The following is a 15732-nucleotide window of genomic DNA, read 5'->3' on the forward strand; positions in this document are numbered from 1 at the left end:
ATGGCTGTTTTGGTTAGATGCGGCTCTGTTTTTACCGCGACAAAATGAAAAAACCACGCCCGGGGGCGTGGTTTCAGGTTACAGAACGTCAATTTCCGCGACCGAGGGATAAATCCAGCTCGGCCGGAACGGCATCGAATCAATATCATCGAGGGTCGATACCCCTGACAGCACGAGAATGGTCTCCAGCCCGGCCTGGAAGCCCGCCAGAATATCGGTGCGCAGGTTGTCGCCCACGATCACCGTATCTTCCGAGTGGGCCTGCATCTTGTTAAGGGCCGCGCGAATAATCCACGGACTGGGCTTACCCACATAAAACGGCATGCGGCCGGTCATTTTCTCGATACCGGCACAGAGCGCGCCACAGGCCGGATAAAAGCCGCGGCCGTGGGTATCGGGGTTAGTCGCGATAAAGCGGGCACCGCTGGCGACAAAGAACGCTGCCTTATGCATCATCTCCCAGTTGTAGGAGCGCGTTTCACCGACGATCACGAAATCGGGATTCACATCGGTGATGGTGAAGCCGGCTTTGTATAATTCATGGATCAGCGCACCTTCGCCCACCACATAGGCTTTTTTGCCTTCCTGACGCTTCAGAAAATCCGCGGTCGCCATCGCCGACGTGTAAAACACGCTGTCGGGCACATCGACACCGGCGGTGGCAAAGCGATTCGCCAGATCCTGCCCGGTCTGCGACGGGAAGTTGGTGAGCAGCACCAGCGGCATACCTTTTTCCATGATGCGGTTAAGAAATTCGGCTGCGCCCGGCACGGCAACGTTGTCGTGCATCAGCACGCCGTCGATATCACAAATAACATTCTTAATGGTCATGGACTTCCCGACATCAAAAAAAGAAGGCGACACTATAAAACGCTGTCAGCTTTCCAGCAAACGCTGCAACAGGATACCGTTAAGCATGGCGCGTTTTACCAGCGCGAAGGCGCCAATCGCCGAACGGTCGTTCAGGGCCGAGCGAACCACCGGCAGATTCTGACGAAACGCCTTTAGCGCCTGGGTATTGATGCACCCTTCGATGGCGGGCAGCAGCACTTTTTCGGCCTCGGTAATTTCGCCAGCGATCACCACTTTTTGCGGGTTAAACAGGTTGATGGCGATGGCGATGGTTTTGCCCAGATGCCGGCCAACCTGCTCGATCACTTCGCTGGCCAGCGCGTCGCCCTTGTTGGCGGCCTTACAGATGGCGTTGATTTTACAGTCGTCCAGCGTGACGCGACTCTGGTAACCCTGCTCCAGCAGATGACGCACGCGCTGCTCGATGGCGGCGTTGGCGGCCACCGTCTCCAGACAGCCAAAGTTGCCGCAGTGGCAGCGCTCGCCCAGCGGATCGACCTGAATGTGGCCAATCTCGCCGACGTTACCGTTCCGACCAATAAAAATGCGCCCGTTGGAGATGATCCCGGCCCCCGTCCCCCGGTGAACGCGCACCAGAATAGAGTCTTCACAGTCCTGGCTCGCACCAAAGTAGTGCTCAGCCAGCGCCAGGCTGCGGATATCGTGACCCACAAAGCAGGTGACGGCGAAGCGTTTTTCCAGGGCGTCGATCAGCCCCCAGTTTTCGACCTGAATATGCGGCATATAGCGGATCACGCCGCTTTCGGGGTCGACAAGCCCGGGCAGGATCACCGAAATGGCGATCAGCTCGCGGATTTTGCGCTGGCAGGATTCGATAAACAGCTCAATGGCGTTGAGCAGGGCGTGCTCAAGAGTCTCCTGCGTGCGTTCCGGCAGGGAGTAGTGCTCTTCAGCAACCGCTTTGCTGCTCAGATCGTACAGCGTCAGGGTGGCGTCATGGCGGCCAAGGCGCACGCCGATGGCGTGAAAATTGCGGGTTTCGGTGACAATCGAGATGGCGCGACGGCCTCCGGTGGAGGCCTGCTGGTCCACTTCTTTGATCAGCCCGCGCTCAATGAGCTGGCGGGTAATTTTCGTCACGCTGGCGGGGGCAAGCTGGCTCTGCTCTGCAATCTGGATCCGCGAGATGGGGCCATGCTGGTCGATCAGTCGATATACCGCAGCACTGTTCAGCTGCTTTACCAGATCAACGTTACCAATTTGAGCTTGTCCGCCAGGTGTCATACGTTTACTTACTCTGTGACGACCTCGTTACCATTAACGATGGTCTTGATGATTTTATAATCGTGTGTGAATGCGGTGAGGTTAGCCACCATGCCCGGGGCAATGCTGCCCAGCTGCTTGTCCACGCCAATCGCGCGGGCCGGGTAGAGAGTTGCCATACGCAACACTTCATCCAGGGCAATGCTGCAATGTTCAACCAGATTGCGCACGCCTTCGATCATGGTTAGCGCTGAACCGCTTAAGGTTCCGTTCTCATCCACACACAGTCCATTCCGGTAGTATATTGTTTTACCAGCAAAAATGAACTGTTCAATATTTGCCCCTGCTGGCGCCGTGGCGTCTGTGACCAGACACAGCTTGTCGCCTTTCAGGCGTTTGGCGTTACGCACGTTGGCATAATCGACGTGTAACCCGTCGGCAATGATGCCGCAGTAGACGTCCGGCTCATCGAAAATTGCCCCGGCCAGACCCGGCTCGCGCCCGGTGATGTACGGCATGGCGTTATAAAGATGGGTGGCGAAGGTGATACCGGCGCGGAAGCCCACTTTGGCCTCTTTCAGCGTGGCGTTAGAGTGCCCGGCAGAGACCACAATTCCCGCGCCCGCCAGCTTGCGAATCACTTCCGGGTCAACCATCTCTGGTGCCAGAGTCACTTTGGTGATCACATCCGCGTTGGCACACATAAAATCGACCAGCTCGTCATCAGGTTTACGCACAAAGCTCGGGTTATGGGTGCCTTTCTTGACGATATTCAGCCACGGCCCTTCAAGGTGCAGACCCAGCGCCTGGTGCGGGTATTTCGCCAGGTATTCACGCATTACGCGAATGCCCTGTTTCATCAGATCGTCGCTGGTGGTGATCAGCGTCGGGAGGTAGCTGGTGCAGCCCGATTTTTCGTTGGCGCGCTGCATAATCTCCAGCGTCTCAACCGTGACGGCTTCCGCTGTATCATTGAACTGCACGCCGCCACAGCCGTTAAGCTGTACGTCGATAAAACCGGGGGAGAGGATTGCCCCATTGAGCGAGCGTTGTTCTATTTCCGCCGGCAGTTCGGCCAGTGGGCAGACACGTTCAATCAGGCCATTTGCGATCACAATCGCATGGTCATCCAGAATTTCATGGCCGGTATAAATCCGACCGTGGGTTAAAGCGTACATAACGACCCCCGGTATAAAAATAGCATCCCGCCTCTGCGAACAGAGGCGGCGTTACATTACAGACCTTTGATGTTTTCTGCTTCTAATTCGTTGAAATATTTCAGCGTCTTCACTTTCAGTTCCATCGTGGACGGCTCATCGCACACCACCACCGCTTTAGGATGCAGCTGCAGGCAGCTGATGGTCCACATGTGGTTAACGTTGCCTTCAACCGCGGCCTGCAGCGCCTGCGCTTTCACGCTGCCCAGCACCAGAATCATCACTTCTTCCGCGTCCAGCAGGGTACCCACGCCAACGGTCAGGGCGTATTTTGGCACCTGGTTTACGTCGCCATCAAAGAAACGGGAGTTTGCCACACGGGTGTCATGGGTGAGGGTTTTGATACGGGTACGGGACGCCAGAGAAGAAGCCGGTTCGTTAAACGCGATATGGCCATCGTTGCCTACACCACCCATGAACAGGTGAATTTTGCCGTAAGCGCGGATTTTTTCTTCATAATGACGGCATTCAGCGTCGATATCCGGTGCATTTCCATCCAGCAGGTTAATATTTCCCGGCTGAATATCAATGTGATCAAAGAAATTACGGTGCATGAAGCTATGGTAGCTTTCCGGATGATCTTTTGGCAGACCTACGTACTCGTCCATGTTGAAGGTGACAACGTGTTCGAAACTTACCTGGCCCGCTTTATGCATCTCAACCAGTGCTTTATAGGCGGTAAGAGGTGTACCACCGGTTGGCAGACCCAGTACAAAAGGACGATCGGCAGTGGGTTTGAACGCATTGATACGGTTTACGATATGGCGGGCAGCCCATTTACCGACTTGTTCTGCAGTTGCCAGGGGGATCAGTCTCATTATTCACCTCTGAAGTTTTCATAAAAGTGGGCGGATTGCTTGTCCGGGTATGATTAAGACTAACCTGGTTCACACCGAGAGGGGGCAATCTGTCTTGATTTTTCGTATCATAAAATAAGTTTTGGCAGTTTGCCAGTGCAAGGGAGGGTGATAAACAATATTTGGTGACAAAACTCACAAAAAATACGCGTTTAATTTGCGATACGAATTAATTTTCCACACACTCAGAAAGCCAGTGAATCATCAACTGTATATATAAGTTAGTGACACAATAAAAACACAGCTGAGAATACACCGTTAACGGGGTCTCATAGGGGGGAAGCAAATTGAGTATTCTAGGTTATTTACAAAAGGTTGGCCGCGCCTTAATGGTGCCGGTCGCCACGCTGCCAGCGGCAGCAATTCTGATGGGTGTCGGTTACTGGATTGACCCGGTGGGTTGGGGTGGAGACAACGCGTTAGCGGCATTCTTCATTAAGTCTGGTTCTGCCATTATCGATAACATGTCCGTACTGTTTGCCATTGGTGTGGCTTATGGTATGTCCAAAGATAAAGACGGTGCTGCGGCACTGACCGGTTTTGTGGGCTTCCTTGTGTTGACCACGCTCTGCTCCCCGGCTGCGGTTTCCATGATCCAGAAGATCCCTGCGGACCAGGTTCCGGCAGCCTTCGGTAAGATCAGCAACCAGTTCGTGGGTATCCTGGTGGGTATCATCTCCGCTGAACTGTACAACCGCTTCAGTAGCGTTGAGTTGCCAAAAGCACTCTCCTTCTTTAGCGGTCGTCGTCTGGTGCCAATCCTGACCTCCTTCGTGATGATCGTTGTCGCTTTCATCCTGATGTACATCTGGCCGGTGATCTTCGACGGTCTGGTGAACTTCGGTGAGCACATCCAGAAACTGGGTTCCGTCGGTGCGGGCGTGTATGCGTTCTTCAACCGTCTGCTGATCCCGGTCGGTCTGCACCACGCGCTGAACTCCGTGTTCTGGTTTGACGTTGCGGGCATTAACGATATCCCTAACTTCCTCGGCGGTGCACAGTCCATCGAAGCAGGTAAAGCGGTTGTCGGTATCACCGGTCGTTACCAGGCGGGCTTCTTCCCGATTATGATGTTCGGTCTGCCGGGTGCTGCGCTGGCTATCTACCACTGCGCGCGTCCAGAGAACAAAGCGAAAGTGCTGGGTATCATGATGGCGGGCGCATTCGCGGCCTTCTTCACTGGTATCACCGAGCCGCTGGAATTCTCCTTCATGTTCGTTGCGCCCGTACTGTACGTCATCCACGCCGTGCTGACCGGTATCTCCGTGTTCATCGCTGCAAGCATGCAGTGGATTGCCGGCTTCGGCTTTAGTGCGGGTCTGGTGGATATGGTGCTCTCGTCCCGTAACCCGCTGGCGGTTCACTGGTACATGCTGATCCTGCAGGGTCTGGCGTTCTTCGTGATCTACTATGTGGTGTTCCGCTTCACCATCACCAAATTCAACCTGATGACCCCGGGTCGCGAGCTGGCGGTTGCCGGTAGCGAAGCGGATGGTCAGGACGTGAACGTGAGCGGTACCGCGACGGAAGATGTTTCCGGTCTGGCGCGTCAGTACATCGCGGCAGTCGGCGGTTCCGACAACCTGACCGGTATTGATGCCTGCATCACCCGTCTGCGTCTGAACGTGAAAGACTCTTCTCTGGTTAACGAAGCGATGGCGAAACGCCTGGGTGCGTCTGGCGTGATCCGCCTGAACAAAACCAGCGTGCAGATTATCGTCGGCTTTGTGGCTGAGAAAATTGCTAACGCAATGAAAACTACCGGTCCGGTTGCCGCTGCAGCAGCTGCACCAGCACCCGCTACTGCACCTGCTGCTGCCGTTAAGCCGCAGGCCGTTGCCAATGCCACCACCATCGCTGCGCTGGTTTCGCCAGTAACCGGTGAAGTGGTTGCCCTGGAGCAGGTGCCTGACGAAGCCTTCGCCAGCAAAGCTGTGGGTGATGGCGTGGCGGTGAAACCAACGGATAAAACCGTTGTCTCCCCGGCAGCCGGGACTATCGTCAAGATCTTCAACACCAACCACGCGTTCTGCCTGGAAACAGAGAAAGGCGCGGAGATCGTTGTCCATATGGGTATCGATACCGTTGCGCTGGGTGGACAGGGCTTCAAACGCCTGGTGGAAGAGGGTGCCGAAGTGGTTGCAGGTCAGCCGGTTCTGGAGATGGATCTCGATTACCTGAACGCCAATGCACGCTCCATGATCAGCCCGGTTGTCTGCAGCAATATCGACGACTTCAGCGGCCTGGTCATTAAGGCGCAGGGTCAGGTTGTTGCCGGTCAGACACCTCTGTATGAAATTAAAGGCAAATAAGTGCTCCTGAGTCAGCGTTAATGCCTGAGCGGCGGGGATATCCCCGCCGCTTTTTTTTACAGCAATCGCCCCGATAATTCTCTTCAGAGACCTTTTTTTGCGTAACTAAAGGTTGTCACTACGCCCGGCTTATAAGATCATATGCCGTTATATGTCGTTTACGCTTTGAGGAATCCACGATGAGTGAGGCTGAAGCCCGCCCGAGCAACTTTATCCGTCAGATCATTGATGAAGATCTGGCCACCGGTAAGCACACCACAGTTCATACCCGTTTCCCGCCGGAGCCGAACGGCTACCTGCACATTGGTCATGCGAAATCGATCTGCCTGAACTTCGGCATCGCGCAGGACTATCAGGGTCAATGCAACCTGCGTTTCGATGACACCAACCCGGTGAAAGAAGATATCGAATACGTAGAGTCCATTAAGAACGACGTGCAATGGTTGGGCTTCAACTGGTCTGGCGACATCTGCTACTCCTCTGACTATTTTGATCAGCTGTACGCCTACGCCGTTGAGCTGATCAACAAAGGCCTGGCCTACGTTGACGAGCTTTCCGCTGACGAAATTCGCGAATACCGCGGTTCGCTGACCGCACCGGGTAAAAACAGCCCGTTCCGCGATCGCAGCGTGGAAGAGAACCTGGCGCTGTTTGAAAAAATGCGTGCCGGTGGCTTCGAAGAGGGGAAAGCCTGTCTGCGTGCCAAAATCGACATGGCCTCACCGTTTATCGTGATGCGCGACCCGGTGCTGTATCGCATTAAGTTTGCCGATCACCACCAGACCGGCAGCAAGTGGTGCATCTACCCGATGTACGACTTCACCCACTGCATCAGCGATGCGCTGGAAGGCATTACGCACTCGCTCTGTACCCTGGAGTTCCAGGACAACCGTCGCCTTTATGACTGGGTGCTGGATAACATCTCCATTCCGGTGCATCCGCGTCAGTACGAGTTCTCTCGTCTGAATCTGGAATACACCGTGATGTCCAAGCGTAAGCTGAACCTGCTGGTGACCGACAAGCACGTTGAAGGCTGGGATGATCCACGTATGCCGACCATCTCCGGTCTGCGTCGTCGTGGCTATACCGCCGCCTCCATCCGTGAGTTCTGCAAACGCATCGGCGTGACCAAGCAGGACAACACCATCGAGATGGCGTCGCTGGAGTCCTGTATCCGCGAAGATCTGAACGACAATGCGCCGCGCGCCATGGCGGTTATCGATCCGGTGAAACTGGTTATCGAAAACTACCCGCAGGGCGAAAGCGAGCTGGTGACCATGCCGAATCATCCGAGCAAACCGGAGATGGGCAGCCGTGACGTGCCGTTCAGCGCCGAGATCTGGATCGACCGTGCCGACTTCCGTGAAGAAGCCAACAAGCAGTACAAGCGTCTGGTGATGGGCAAAGAAGTGCGCCTGCGTAATGCCTACGTGATCAAAGCCGAGCGCGTCGAGAAAGACGCTGAAGGCAATATCACCACCATCTTCTGCACCTACGATGCCGAGACCCTGAGCAAGGATCCGGCCGACGGTCGCAAGGTGAAGGGTGTGATCCACTGGGTGAGCGCGGCACATGCGCTGCCGGTTGAAATCCGCCTGTACGATCGTCTGTTCAGCGTGCCAAACCCGGGTGCGGCAGAGGATTTCCTGGAAGTGATTAACCAGGATTCGCTGGTGATCAAGCAGGGCTTTGCCGAGCCATCCCTTAAAGCCGCCGTTGCCGGTCACGCATATCAGTTCGAGCGCGAAGGCTACTTCTGCCTCGACAGTCGCTATGCGACCGCTGACAAACTGGTATTTAACCGTACCGTCGGTCTGCGTGATACCTGGGCGAAAGCGGGCGAGTAATCCCTTTCTCCTTTTAAAAAACGCCGCGTACTGCGGCGTTTTTTTGCCTGGCGATCGCACCCTAAACCCTTTAAATCTTCGCGTTGCGAATTAATTCTGTTTCTTAAAACGGTTAGCTTTCTCTTCTTTTTCGCAAATTAACCGCTATTGCTACCGCTTAAAGTAATTAACCTTTATTTATTAAAAATAAATCGCTCATTCTGCACATTATTTTAAATAAATATTCTTCCCTGTTTCCTTTGTTACAAACCGCAACCAAATATGTGCGCTTTGTCATAATCCTGACTTTTGATCGCTGAAAAGCATTGATAATTCGCGTCGCGAAAAATAGTCTAAGGACAGGAGATGTAAGCGGGTATTTCCGGTTGCCTCCACTTTTTATTTTTTTGTTTTTCGCCGTTTAAGGCGCTTTAAATACGTCAAAGAGGATTAATTATGCGTACGTTTAGTGGCAAACGTAGTGCGCTTGCGCTGGCTATTGCCGGTGTTACAGCAATGTCAGGCTGGATGGTTTCTCCGAAAGCCCAGGCCGAAGGTTTTATCGATGATTCAACCCTCACGGGCGGTGTCTATTACTGGCAGCGTGAACGTGACCGCAAAGATGTCGAGTCAGACAAATACAAAACTAACCTCGCTCACTCCACCTGGAACGCCAACCTTGATTTCCAGTCCGGCTATGCCGCTGACATGTTCGGTCTCGATCTGGCTGCGTTCACGGCTATCGAAATGGCGGAAAACGGCGACAGCGGCCACCCGAACGAAATTGCCTTCTCCTCCAGCAACAAAGCCTATAAAGAGGACTGGTCCGGTGATAAGAGCGGGATCAGCCTGTATAAAGCGGCGGCAAAGTTTAAATACGGTCCGGTATGGGCGCGCGGTGGCTGGCTGCAGCCAACCGGTCAAACCCTGTTAGCGCCGCACTGGAGCTTTATGCCGGGTACCTATCAGGGTGCCGAAGCCGGGGCCAACTTTGACTACGGCGATAGCGGTGCGTTGAGTTTCTCGTACATGTGGACCAACGAGTACAAAGCGCCGTGGCACCTTGAGATGGACAAGTTCTATCAGAATGACAGAAAAACTCGTGTCGACTATCTCCACTCCTTCGGCGCGAAGTACGATTTCAAAAATAACCTGATTCTGGAAGCCGCCTTTGGTCAGGCTGAAGGCTTCATCGATCAGTATTTTGCCAAAGCCAGCTACAAGCTGGATATCATCGGCGGCCCGCTCTCTACCAGCTATCAGTTCTACGGCACGCGTGATAAAGCCGACAGCGGCACCGTGAACGATATCTACGACGGTACGGCATGGCTGCAGGCGCTGACGCTGGGTTACAAGGTCGGCCAGGTCGATTTACGTCTGGAAGGGACTTACGTCAAGGCGGAAGGGCAGCAGGGCTACTTCCTGCAGCGTATGACCCCAACCTACGCCTCTTCCAACGGGCGTCTGGACGTGTGGTGGGATAACCGCTCCGACTTTAACGCCAACGGCGAAAAAGCGGTCTTCTTCGGTGCCATGTATGACCTGAGCAACTGGAACCTGGCGGGCTGGAGCGTCGGCGCGTCTTACGTCTACGCCTGGGATGCGAAACCGGCAGACTGGTTAATCAACAGCGCCGGTCAGCGTGAAGATATCGCCTCCAACAAGATCAAGGAATCTGCCTACAGCCTGGATGCGATCTACACCCTGCAGGACGGTCGCGCGAAAGGGACCATGTTCAAACTGCACTTCACGCAGTATGACAACCACTCCGATATCCCAAGCTACGGCGGCGGTTACGGCAACATCTTCCAGGATGAGCGTGACGTGAAGTTTATGGTTATCGCCCCGTTCACCATCTTCTGATGACAAGCCAGGCGGGGACGATCCCCGCCTGACTGGAGACCGCTATGCTGAAAAAAATCGTACTGGTTGCGGTGCTGGCATCAGGACTGGCCGCCTGCGCACAACCCCAGACCCAGAAAGAAGACACCCGTCTGAAAGAGGCCTACAGCGCGTGCATCAATACCGCTGAAGGGTCACCAGAAAAGATCGAAGCCTGTCAGAGCGTGCTGAACGTGCTGCGTCAGGAGAAGGCGCACGAGCAGTTTGCGACTCAGGAAACCGTCCGGGTGGCGGATTACCAGGCCTGTATTCAGGCGCGTAAGACGGGTAACAATCAGGATGTGACCAAAAACTGCGATAAGATTTGGCAGGAAATTCGTAGCAACAACAACGCGAAGTAATCTGCTGTTTGCCACACCCAGAGCCCGTAGGCCCGCGTAAGCGTAGCGCCACCGGGCTCTTTTTTTTGCCTGTAAAAGGCAAAAAAAAAGCCAACCGTCAGGTTGGCTCAGAATCAGTGCAAAGATTATTTCGTGTCGTGCGCGTGGTCATCTTCGCGGCAGTCGCCTTCGGCACAGTGGCCGTACAGGTACAGACTGTGGTTGGTCAGACGAATGCCATGACGTGCGGCAATTTCGCGCTGACGTAATTCGATGGAATCATCGCTGAATTCGATCACTTTGCCGCAGTCGAGGCAAATCAGGTGATCGTGGTGATGCTGCTGCGTCAGTTCAAACACGGATTTACCGCCTTCGAAATTATGACGCGTAACGATGCCTGCATCGTCGAACTGGTTCAGTACACGGTAAACGGTAGCCAAACCAATCTCTTCGCCCATGTCGATCAGACGCTTGTATAAGTCTTCCGCACTGACATGATGGTTATCCGGACCCTGAAGCACTTCCAGGATTTTTAACCGTGGAAGCGTGACTTTCAGTCCGGCCTTCTTTAATGCGGTATTGTTGTCAGTCATGCGGAATCTGTCCTGTTGCTAAACGATTCACTTCTAAAGAAGAAGTGACAGAAAATGCACCTGGGATAATGCGTCTCATTATAGAACTGCCATGACGTAATGAAAACTGCAAGTCTCAAGTAAAGTATGCTTATAAAAACGTGGTACCGCCAACAAAGTTGTTACAAGGTTCCCCGTTTACTCCTGGATCATTGTACAGGTATGGCAGCAAAAGTTAAAAATTTGTAGCAATTATTTTGATTGGTATTACCTATCGATGCGGCGCAACTTTAGCGTTGCGCCGCGACATCATCAGGCATTAAGGATGTCGTCGAGGTGCAGCTCTTCGCGAATCTGTTTTACCCATTTGTCGACGCGTTCAGCGGTCAGTTCCGGCTGGCGATCTTCGTCAATGGCGAGGCCCACAAAGTTATTATCATCGGCCAGACCTTTAGAGGCCTCGAAGTGGTAACCGGCAGTTGGCCAGTGGCCTACAATCACCGCGCCGCGTGGCTCTATGATATCGCGAATGGTGCCGAGGGCATCACAGAAGTACTCTGCGTAGTCTTCCTGATCGCCACAGCCGAACAGGGCAACCAGCTTGCCGTTAAAGTCGATCTCTTCCAGAGACGGGAAGAAATCGTCCCAGTCACACTGCGCTTCACCGTAATACCAGGTCGGGATGCCCAGCAGCAGAATATCGTAACCTTCGATATCTTCTTTGCTGCTTTTCGCAATGTCATGCACATCGGCAACGTCTTTACCTAACTGTTTTTGAATGTTTTTTGCGATATTTTCGGTGTTACCCGTGTCGCTGCCGAAAAAAATGCCGATGATTGCCATGAGTAAAATAACCTCTTGATACTTAATGGTATGGTGGCGCAATTTAGCCACGGATAAGGGCAATCATAGCAGAACAGAGAAGCCTGCGGAAACTGCTATCACGCAGGACTGCACTCTGTGCTACATGAAAGCAACAAGAAGGGGAGTTTTCTGACTTACGCTTTGCCGTGCCATTTCCCGAGCTGCGCAATCAGCATCTCTTCGATAAGCTCACTGCGGCTGATCTCACGGGCATTTGCCAGCTCGTTCAGCGCATCGACGGCTACAGCATTCAGTTTCAGCTCGACGCGTTTAAGCCCACGACTCTTATCGCGTTTAAGCTGATTGCGCTTATTAATGCGCAGCTGTTCATCACGCGAAAGCGGATTGGTTTTCGGTCGTCCCGGGCGACGCTCATTCGCGAACAGATCTATTGTCGTGCGGTCCGTGTGTTCTTTGGCCATGATTCTGAGACTTCGGGGGAAACAAGACACCCTGCTAATGCCCGGGCGATAAGCGCGCCATCATACATCACCGAAAACGGCACGCCAACGACTGGAGGCCCGCAGGCGACCAGTCGCTCTCTTTTTAATCAATTATTGATGTCAGCGAGGTAACGGCGGATAGCGCGCAGCACCGCGTCTGGTTTTTCGGCATGGACCCAGTGCCCGGCCCCGGCAATGACATGCGCTTTGGCCTGAGGGAATTGCGCCAGCAGCGCGTCGCGGTACGCTTCGGTGACATAGGGGGAATTGCCGCCAGTGATGAACAGGGTAGAGTGCGGCCACGCCGGTACCGGCTGCCAGCCAACGATCTGGTCATACTGATCCCAGAGAACCGGCACGTTGAAGCGCCACTCGCCGTCGACGAAGGATTTCAGCAGGAACTGCACTACACCTTCTTCGTCCAGATGTTCACGCATCAGCGCCGCGGCCTGCTGGCGGGTGCTGACGCCTGCGTCGGTGACGGCGTTAATGGCGGCGAAGATCTCATCGTGGCGTCGCACGTCATAATCCACCGGGGCGACGTCGATCGCCACCAGGCCGGCAATCCGCTCTGGCGCGAGCGCCGTCAGCGCCATCACCGCTTTGCCGCCCATTGAGTGACCGACCAGGATCGCCTTTTCAATCTTATGTTCATCCAGCGTATCCAGCAGATCCTGAGCCATATCGGCGTAGGTCATCTGCGGCGAGCGCGGCGACAGACCGTGGTTACGCATGTCCACCTGCAGCAGCGCGTGGTCGGTCACCAGATCCCGTGCCAGCACGCCAAGGTTATCCAGGCTGCCAAACAGGCCATGCACCAGGACGATGGGAGAATTATTGTGCGGCGATTGTGCAGATTGCGCTCGGGTATTCAATTTCATGGCAAAGTTCTTTTTTTACGTATGTCAGGTTAGGGTATCATGTTGACCATTCTGCCGCCCGGCTGCAAGGAAACAGTTAATTCTGACTTTTGCCGCCATTCTGGCTTGACGCTATCCGCTGTTGGGTTTTGACCTTATACTCCCAACGACTTGTATTCAGATAAGATATCGCACTGGATTAAGATGAAAACAATCGAAGTTGATGACGAGCTTTATCAGTATATCGCCAGCCAGACGCGGCACATTGGTGAGAGCGCGTCCGACATTTTACGGCGCATGCTGAAAATCGCCGCCGCCTCGCAGTCTGCCGCTCCGGCCATCAAAGAAACGCGCCAGCCCGCTGCTGTCGCGCAGGAAAAGCCGCTGTCACCGGTAAAAGACAAAGTGCGTGCGATGCGCGAATTGCTGCTCTCTGACGAATACGCTGAGCAGAAGAAAGCAGTTAACCGCTTTATGCTGGTGCTGACTACACTCTATTCACTGGATAACAACGCATTTGCCGACGCGACGGAGTCTCTCCACGGTCGTACCCGCGTCTATTTCGCGGCTGACGAGCAAACGCTGTTACAGAATGGCAATCAAACTAAGCCCAAGCACCTGCCTGGTACGCCGTACTGGGTGATCACCAATACCAACACCGGACGCAAGCGCAGCATGATCGAACACATCATGCAATCCATGCAGTTCCCGGCGGAATTGACTGATAAGGTTTGCGGCACTATCTAACCCTTGCATCAGAAGGACCAGGCAATGGCAAATCACAATCGTGCGGGTCAACCTGCACAACAGAGCGATTTGATTAACGTCGCCCAGCTTACCGCGCAGTACTACGTGCTGAAGCCGGAAGTGGGTAACGCAGAACACGCAGTGAAGTTTGGTACATCCGGGCACCGCGGCAGTGCGGTACGCCACAGCTTTAACGAGCCGCATATTCTGGCCATTGCTCAGGCCATCGCGGAAGAGCGCGCCAAAAACGGCATCACCGGTCCGTGCTACGTCGGTAAAGATACCCACGCCCTGTCAGAGCCCGCCTTTATTTCCGTGCTGGAAGTGCTGGCAGCCAACGGCGTGGACGTCGTGATTCAGGAAAACAACGGCTATACGCCGACCCCTGCGGTCTCTAACGCTATTCTGGTGCATAACCAGAAGGGCGGCGCGCAGGCGGATGGTATTGTGATCACGCCATCCCACAACCCGCCGGAAGATGGCGGCATCAAATACAACCCACCAAATGGCGGCCCGGCTGACACCAACGTCACCAAAGTGGTGGAAGATCGTGCCAACGCCCTGCTGGCCGACGGCCTGAAAGGCGTGAAGCGCATTTCGCTGGACGAGGCGATGGCCTCAGGTCATGTGAAAGAGCAGGATCTGGTGCAGCCGTTCGTCGAAGGGCTGGCGGATATCGTCGATATGGCGGCGATCCAGAAAGCCGGTCTGAAGCTGGGCGTCGACCCGCTCGGTGGTTCCGGTATCGAGTACTGGAAACGTATTGCCGAGCACTACAAGCTGGATCTGACCATCGTCAACGATCACGTCGATCAGACCTTCCGCTTTATGCACCTCGATAAAGACGGCGCGATCCGCATGGACTGCTCCTCCGAGTGCGCGATGGCCGGCCTGCTGGCGCTGCGTGACAAGTTTGACCTCGCTTTCGCCAACGACCCGGATTACGACCGTCACGGCATCGTCACCCCGGCGGGCCTGATGAACCCGAACCACTATCTGGCGGTCGCCATCAACTACCTGTTCCAGCATCGTCCGCAGTGGGGCGCAGAGGTTGCCGTGGGTAAAACCCTGGTCTCCTCCGCCATGATCGACCGCGTGGTTAACGATCTGGGCCGCAAGCTGGTGGAAGTGCCGGTGGGCTTCAAGTGGTTTGTTGACGGTCTGTTCGACGGTAGCTTCGGCTTTGGCGGCGAAGAGAGCGCGGGGGCTTCCTTCCTCCGCTTCAACGGTACGCCGTGGTCTACCGACAAAGACGGCATCATCATGTGCCTGCTGGCGGCGGAAATCACTGCCGTCACCGGTAAGAACCCGCAGGAGCACTACAACGAGCTGGCAGCCCGTTTCGGTGCCCCGAGCTACAACCGTCTGCAGGCTTCTGCTACTTCGGCACAGAAAGCGGCGCTGTCTAAGCTGTCACCAGAAATGGTCAGCGCCAGCACCCTGGCAGGCGATCCGATCACCGCCCGTCTGACGGCAGCACCGGGTAACGGCGCGTCGATTGGCGGCCTGAAGGTGATGACCGAGAACGGCTGGTTCGCAGCGCGTCCATCCGGTACCGAAGATGCGTACAAAATCTACTGTGAAAGCTTCCTCGGCGACGAGCACCGTCAGCTGATTGAGAAAGAAGCGGTGGAGATTGTGAGTGAAGTATTGAAGAACGCATAAGTGCGGTAGGTGTGCCGGGCGGCGCTGCGTTTGCCCGGCCTGGAAATTCAAACGGCAACCCTGGGGTTGCC

At 54.7% G+C, this 15732-nt stretch carries 14 protein-coding genes; 6 read left to right on the plus strand and 8 right to left on the minus strand.

Going from position 1 to position 15732, the window contains the following annotated elements:
- Positions 1-78: 78 nt before the first annotated feature.
- From nagD to nagB, 4 genes are read right to left on the minus strand one after another with little or no spacing between them, the layout of a single operon-like run.
- The gene (gene nagD / locus AAHB66_RS06215) at positions 79-831 is read right to left on the minus strand and encodes a ribonucleotide monophosphatase NagD (protein ID WP_347115554.1); all 753 of its coding nucleotides are present in this window, start codon (positions 829-831) and stop codon (positions 79-81) included.
- Positions 832-876: 45 nt separating this feature from the next.
- Positions 877-2097 (minus strand): N-acetylglucosamine repressor, encoded by a 1221-nt coding sequence (locus tag AAHB66_RS06220; protein WP_347115555.1) that lies wholly within the window; start codon positions 2095-2097, stop codon positions 877-879.
- Between the two features lie 8 nt (positions 2098-2105).
- Positions 2106-3254, minus strand: coding sequence for an N-acetylglucosamine-6-phosphate deacetylase (gene nagA, locus AAHB66_RS06225; protein ID WP_347115556.1), 1149 nt, complete (start codon positions 3252-3254; stop codon positions 2106-2108).
- Positions 3255-3310: 56 nt separating this feature from the next.
- A complete protein-coding gene (gene nagB, locus AAHB66_RS06230) occupies positions 3311-4111 on the minus strand; it encodes a glucosamine-6-phosphate deaminase (protein WP_337016032.1) in 801 nt (266 codons plus the stop codon).
- Positions 4112-4437: 326 nt separating this feature from the next.
- On the opposite strand from nagB, the gene nagE reads away from it, so the two are divergent.
- The 4 genes from nagE to chiQ all read left to right on the plus strand — a co-directional run bounded on the left by nagE (position 4438) and on the right by chiQ (position 10531).
- Positions 4438-6462 (plus strand): N-acetylglucosamine-specific PTS transporter subunit IIBC, encoded by a 2025-nt coding sequence (gene nagE, locus AAHB66_RS06235; RefSeq protein WP_347115557.1) that lies wholly within the window; start codon positions 4438-4440, stop codon positions 6460-6462.
- Positions 6463-6641: 179 nt separating this feature from the next.
- Positions 6642-8309, plus strand: a complete 1668-nt coding sequence (gene glnS / locus AAHB66_RS06240; protein WP_347115558.1) for a glutamine--tRNA ligase — start codon at positions 6642-6644, stop codon at positions 8307-8309.
- Positions 8310-8744: 435 nt separating this feature from the next.
- Entirely contained in the window at positions 8745-10151 is a 1407-nt protein-coding gene (gene chiP / locus AAHB66_RS06245; protein WP_347115559.1) for a chitoporin, read from the plus strand.
- A 44-nt stretch (positions 10152-10195) separates the two neighbouring features.
- Entirely contained in the window at positions 10196-10531 is a 336-nt protein-coding gene (gene chiQ / locus AAHB66_RS06250) for a ChiQ/YbfN family lipoprotein (RefSeq protein WP_347115560.1), read from the plus strand.
- A gap of 125 nt (positions 10532-10656) precedes the next feature.
- Here chiQ and fur read toward each other — a convergent pair whose 3' ends face one another.
- The 4 genes from fur to ybfF form a co-directional block, all read right to left on the minus strand.
- Positions 10657-11103 carry a ferric iron uptake transcriptional regulator gene (gene fur / locus AAHB66_RS06255; RefSeq protein WP_032617055.1) on the minus strand — a complete coding sequence of 149 codons (447 nt, stop codon included), beginning with the start codon at positions 11101-11103 and terminating at the stop codon, positions 10657-10659.
- Positions 11104-11394: 291 nt separating this feature from the next.
- Positions 11395-11925 carry a flavodoxin FldA gene (fldA, locus tag AAHB66_RS06260; RefSeq protein WP_181247199.1) on the minus strand — a complete coding sequence of 177 codons (531 nt, stop codon included), beginning with the start codon at positions 11923-11925 and terminating at the stop codon, positions 11395-11397.
- Between the two features lie 155 nt (positions 11926-12080).
- Positions 12081-12368: a LexA regulated protein gene (gene ybfE / locus AAHB66_RS06265; protein WP_347115561.1), complete on the minus strand. Its 288-nt coding sequence runs from the start codon at positions 12366-12368 to the stop codon at positions 12081-12083.
- Positions 12369-12496: 128 nt separating this feature from the next.
- Entirely contained in the window at positions 12497-13270 is a 774-nt protein-coding gene (ybfF, locus tag AAHB66_RS06270; RefSeq protein ID WP_347115562.1) for an esterase, read from the minus strand.
- A 183-nt stretch (positions 13271-13453) separates the two neighbouring features.
- Between ybfF and seqA the strand changes: the two genes are divergently transcribed.
- Positions 13454-13996: a replication initiation negative regulator SeqA gene (seqA, locus tag AAHB66_RS06275; RefSeq protein WP_142488699.1), complete on the plus strand. Its 543-nt coding sequence runs from the start codon at positions 13454-13456 to the stop codon at positions 13994-13996.
- Positions 13997-14020: 24 nt separating this feature from the next.
- Complete coding sequence (gene pgm / locus AAHB66_RS06280) at positions 14021-15661, plus strand: phosphoglucomutase (alpha-D-glucose-1,6-bisphosphate-dependent) (protein WP_337016020.1); 1641 nt, start codon at positions 14021-14023, stop codon at positions 15659-15661.
- Positions 15662-15732: the final 71 nt, after the last annotated feature.

Source organism: Leclercia sp. S52 (genome assembly GCF_039727615.1).
Classification (GTDB): Bacteria; Pseudomonadota; Gammaproteobacteria; order Enterobacterales; family Enterobacteriaceae; genus Enterobacter; species Enterobacter adecarboxylatus_B.

Excerpts from the sequence above, each read along its gene's own strand:
- nagD (WP_347115554.1), bottom strand. The coding sequence starts at position 831 with ATGACCATTAAGAATGTTATTTGTGATATCGACGGCGTGCTGATGCAC.
- seqA (WP_142488699.1), top strand. The coding sequence starts at position 13,454 with ATGAAAACAATCGAAGTTGATGACGAGCTTTATCAGTATATCGCCAGC.
- nagB (WP_337016032.1), bottom strand. The coding sequence starts at position 4,111 with ATGAGACTGATCCCCCTGGCAACTGCAGAACAAGTCGGTAAATGGGCT.
- AAHB66_RS06220 (WP_347115555.1), bottom strand. The coding sequence starts at position 2,097 with ATGACACCTGGCGGACAAGCTCAAATTGGTAACGTTGATCTGGTAAAG.
- fur (WP_032617055.1), bottom strand. The coding sequence starts at position 11,103 with ATGACTGACAACAATACCGCATTAAAGAAGGCCGGACTGAAAGTCACG.
- chiQ (WP_347115560.1), top strand. The coding sequence starts at position 10,196 with ATGCTGAAAAAAATCGTACTGGTTGCGGTGCTGGCATCAGGACTGGCC.
- glnS (WP_347115558.1), top strand. The coding sequence starts at position 6,642 with ATGAGTGAGGCTGAAGCCCGCCCGAGCAACTTTATCCGTCAGATCATT.
- ybfE (WP_347115561.1), bottom strand. The coding sequence starts at position 12,368 with ATGGCCAAAGAACACACGGACCGCACGACAATAGATCTGTTCGCGAAT.
- nagA (WP_347115556.1), bottom strand. The coding sequence starts at position 3,254 with ATGTACGCTTTAACCCACGGTCGGATTTATACCGGCCATGAAATTCTG.
- chiP (WP_347115559.1), top strand. The coding sequence starts at position 8,745 with ATGCGTACGTTTAGTGGCAAACGTAGTGCGCTTGCGCTGGCTATTGCC.
- pgm (WP_337016020.1), top strand. The coding sequence starts at position 14,021 with ATGGCAAATCACAATCGTGCGGGTCAACCTGCACAACAGAGCGATTTG.
- ybfF (WP_347115562.1), bottom strand. The coding sequence starts at position 13,270 with ATGAAATTGAATACCCGAGCGCAATCTGCACAATCGCCGCACAATAAT.
- fldA (WP_181247199.1), bottom strand. The coding sequence starts at position 11,925 with ATGGCAATCATCGGCATTTTTTTCGGCAGCGACACGGGTAACACCGAA.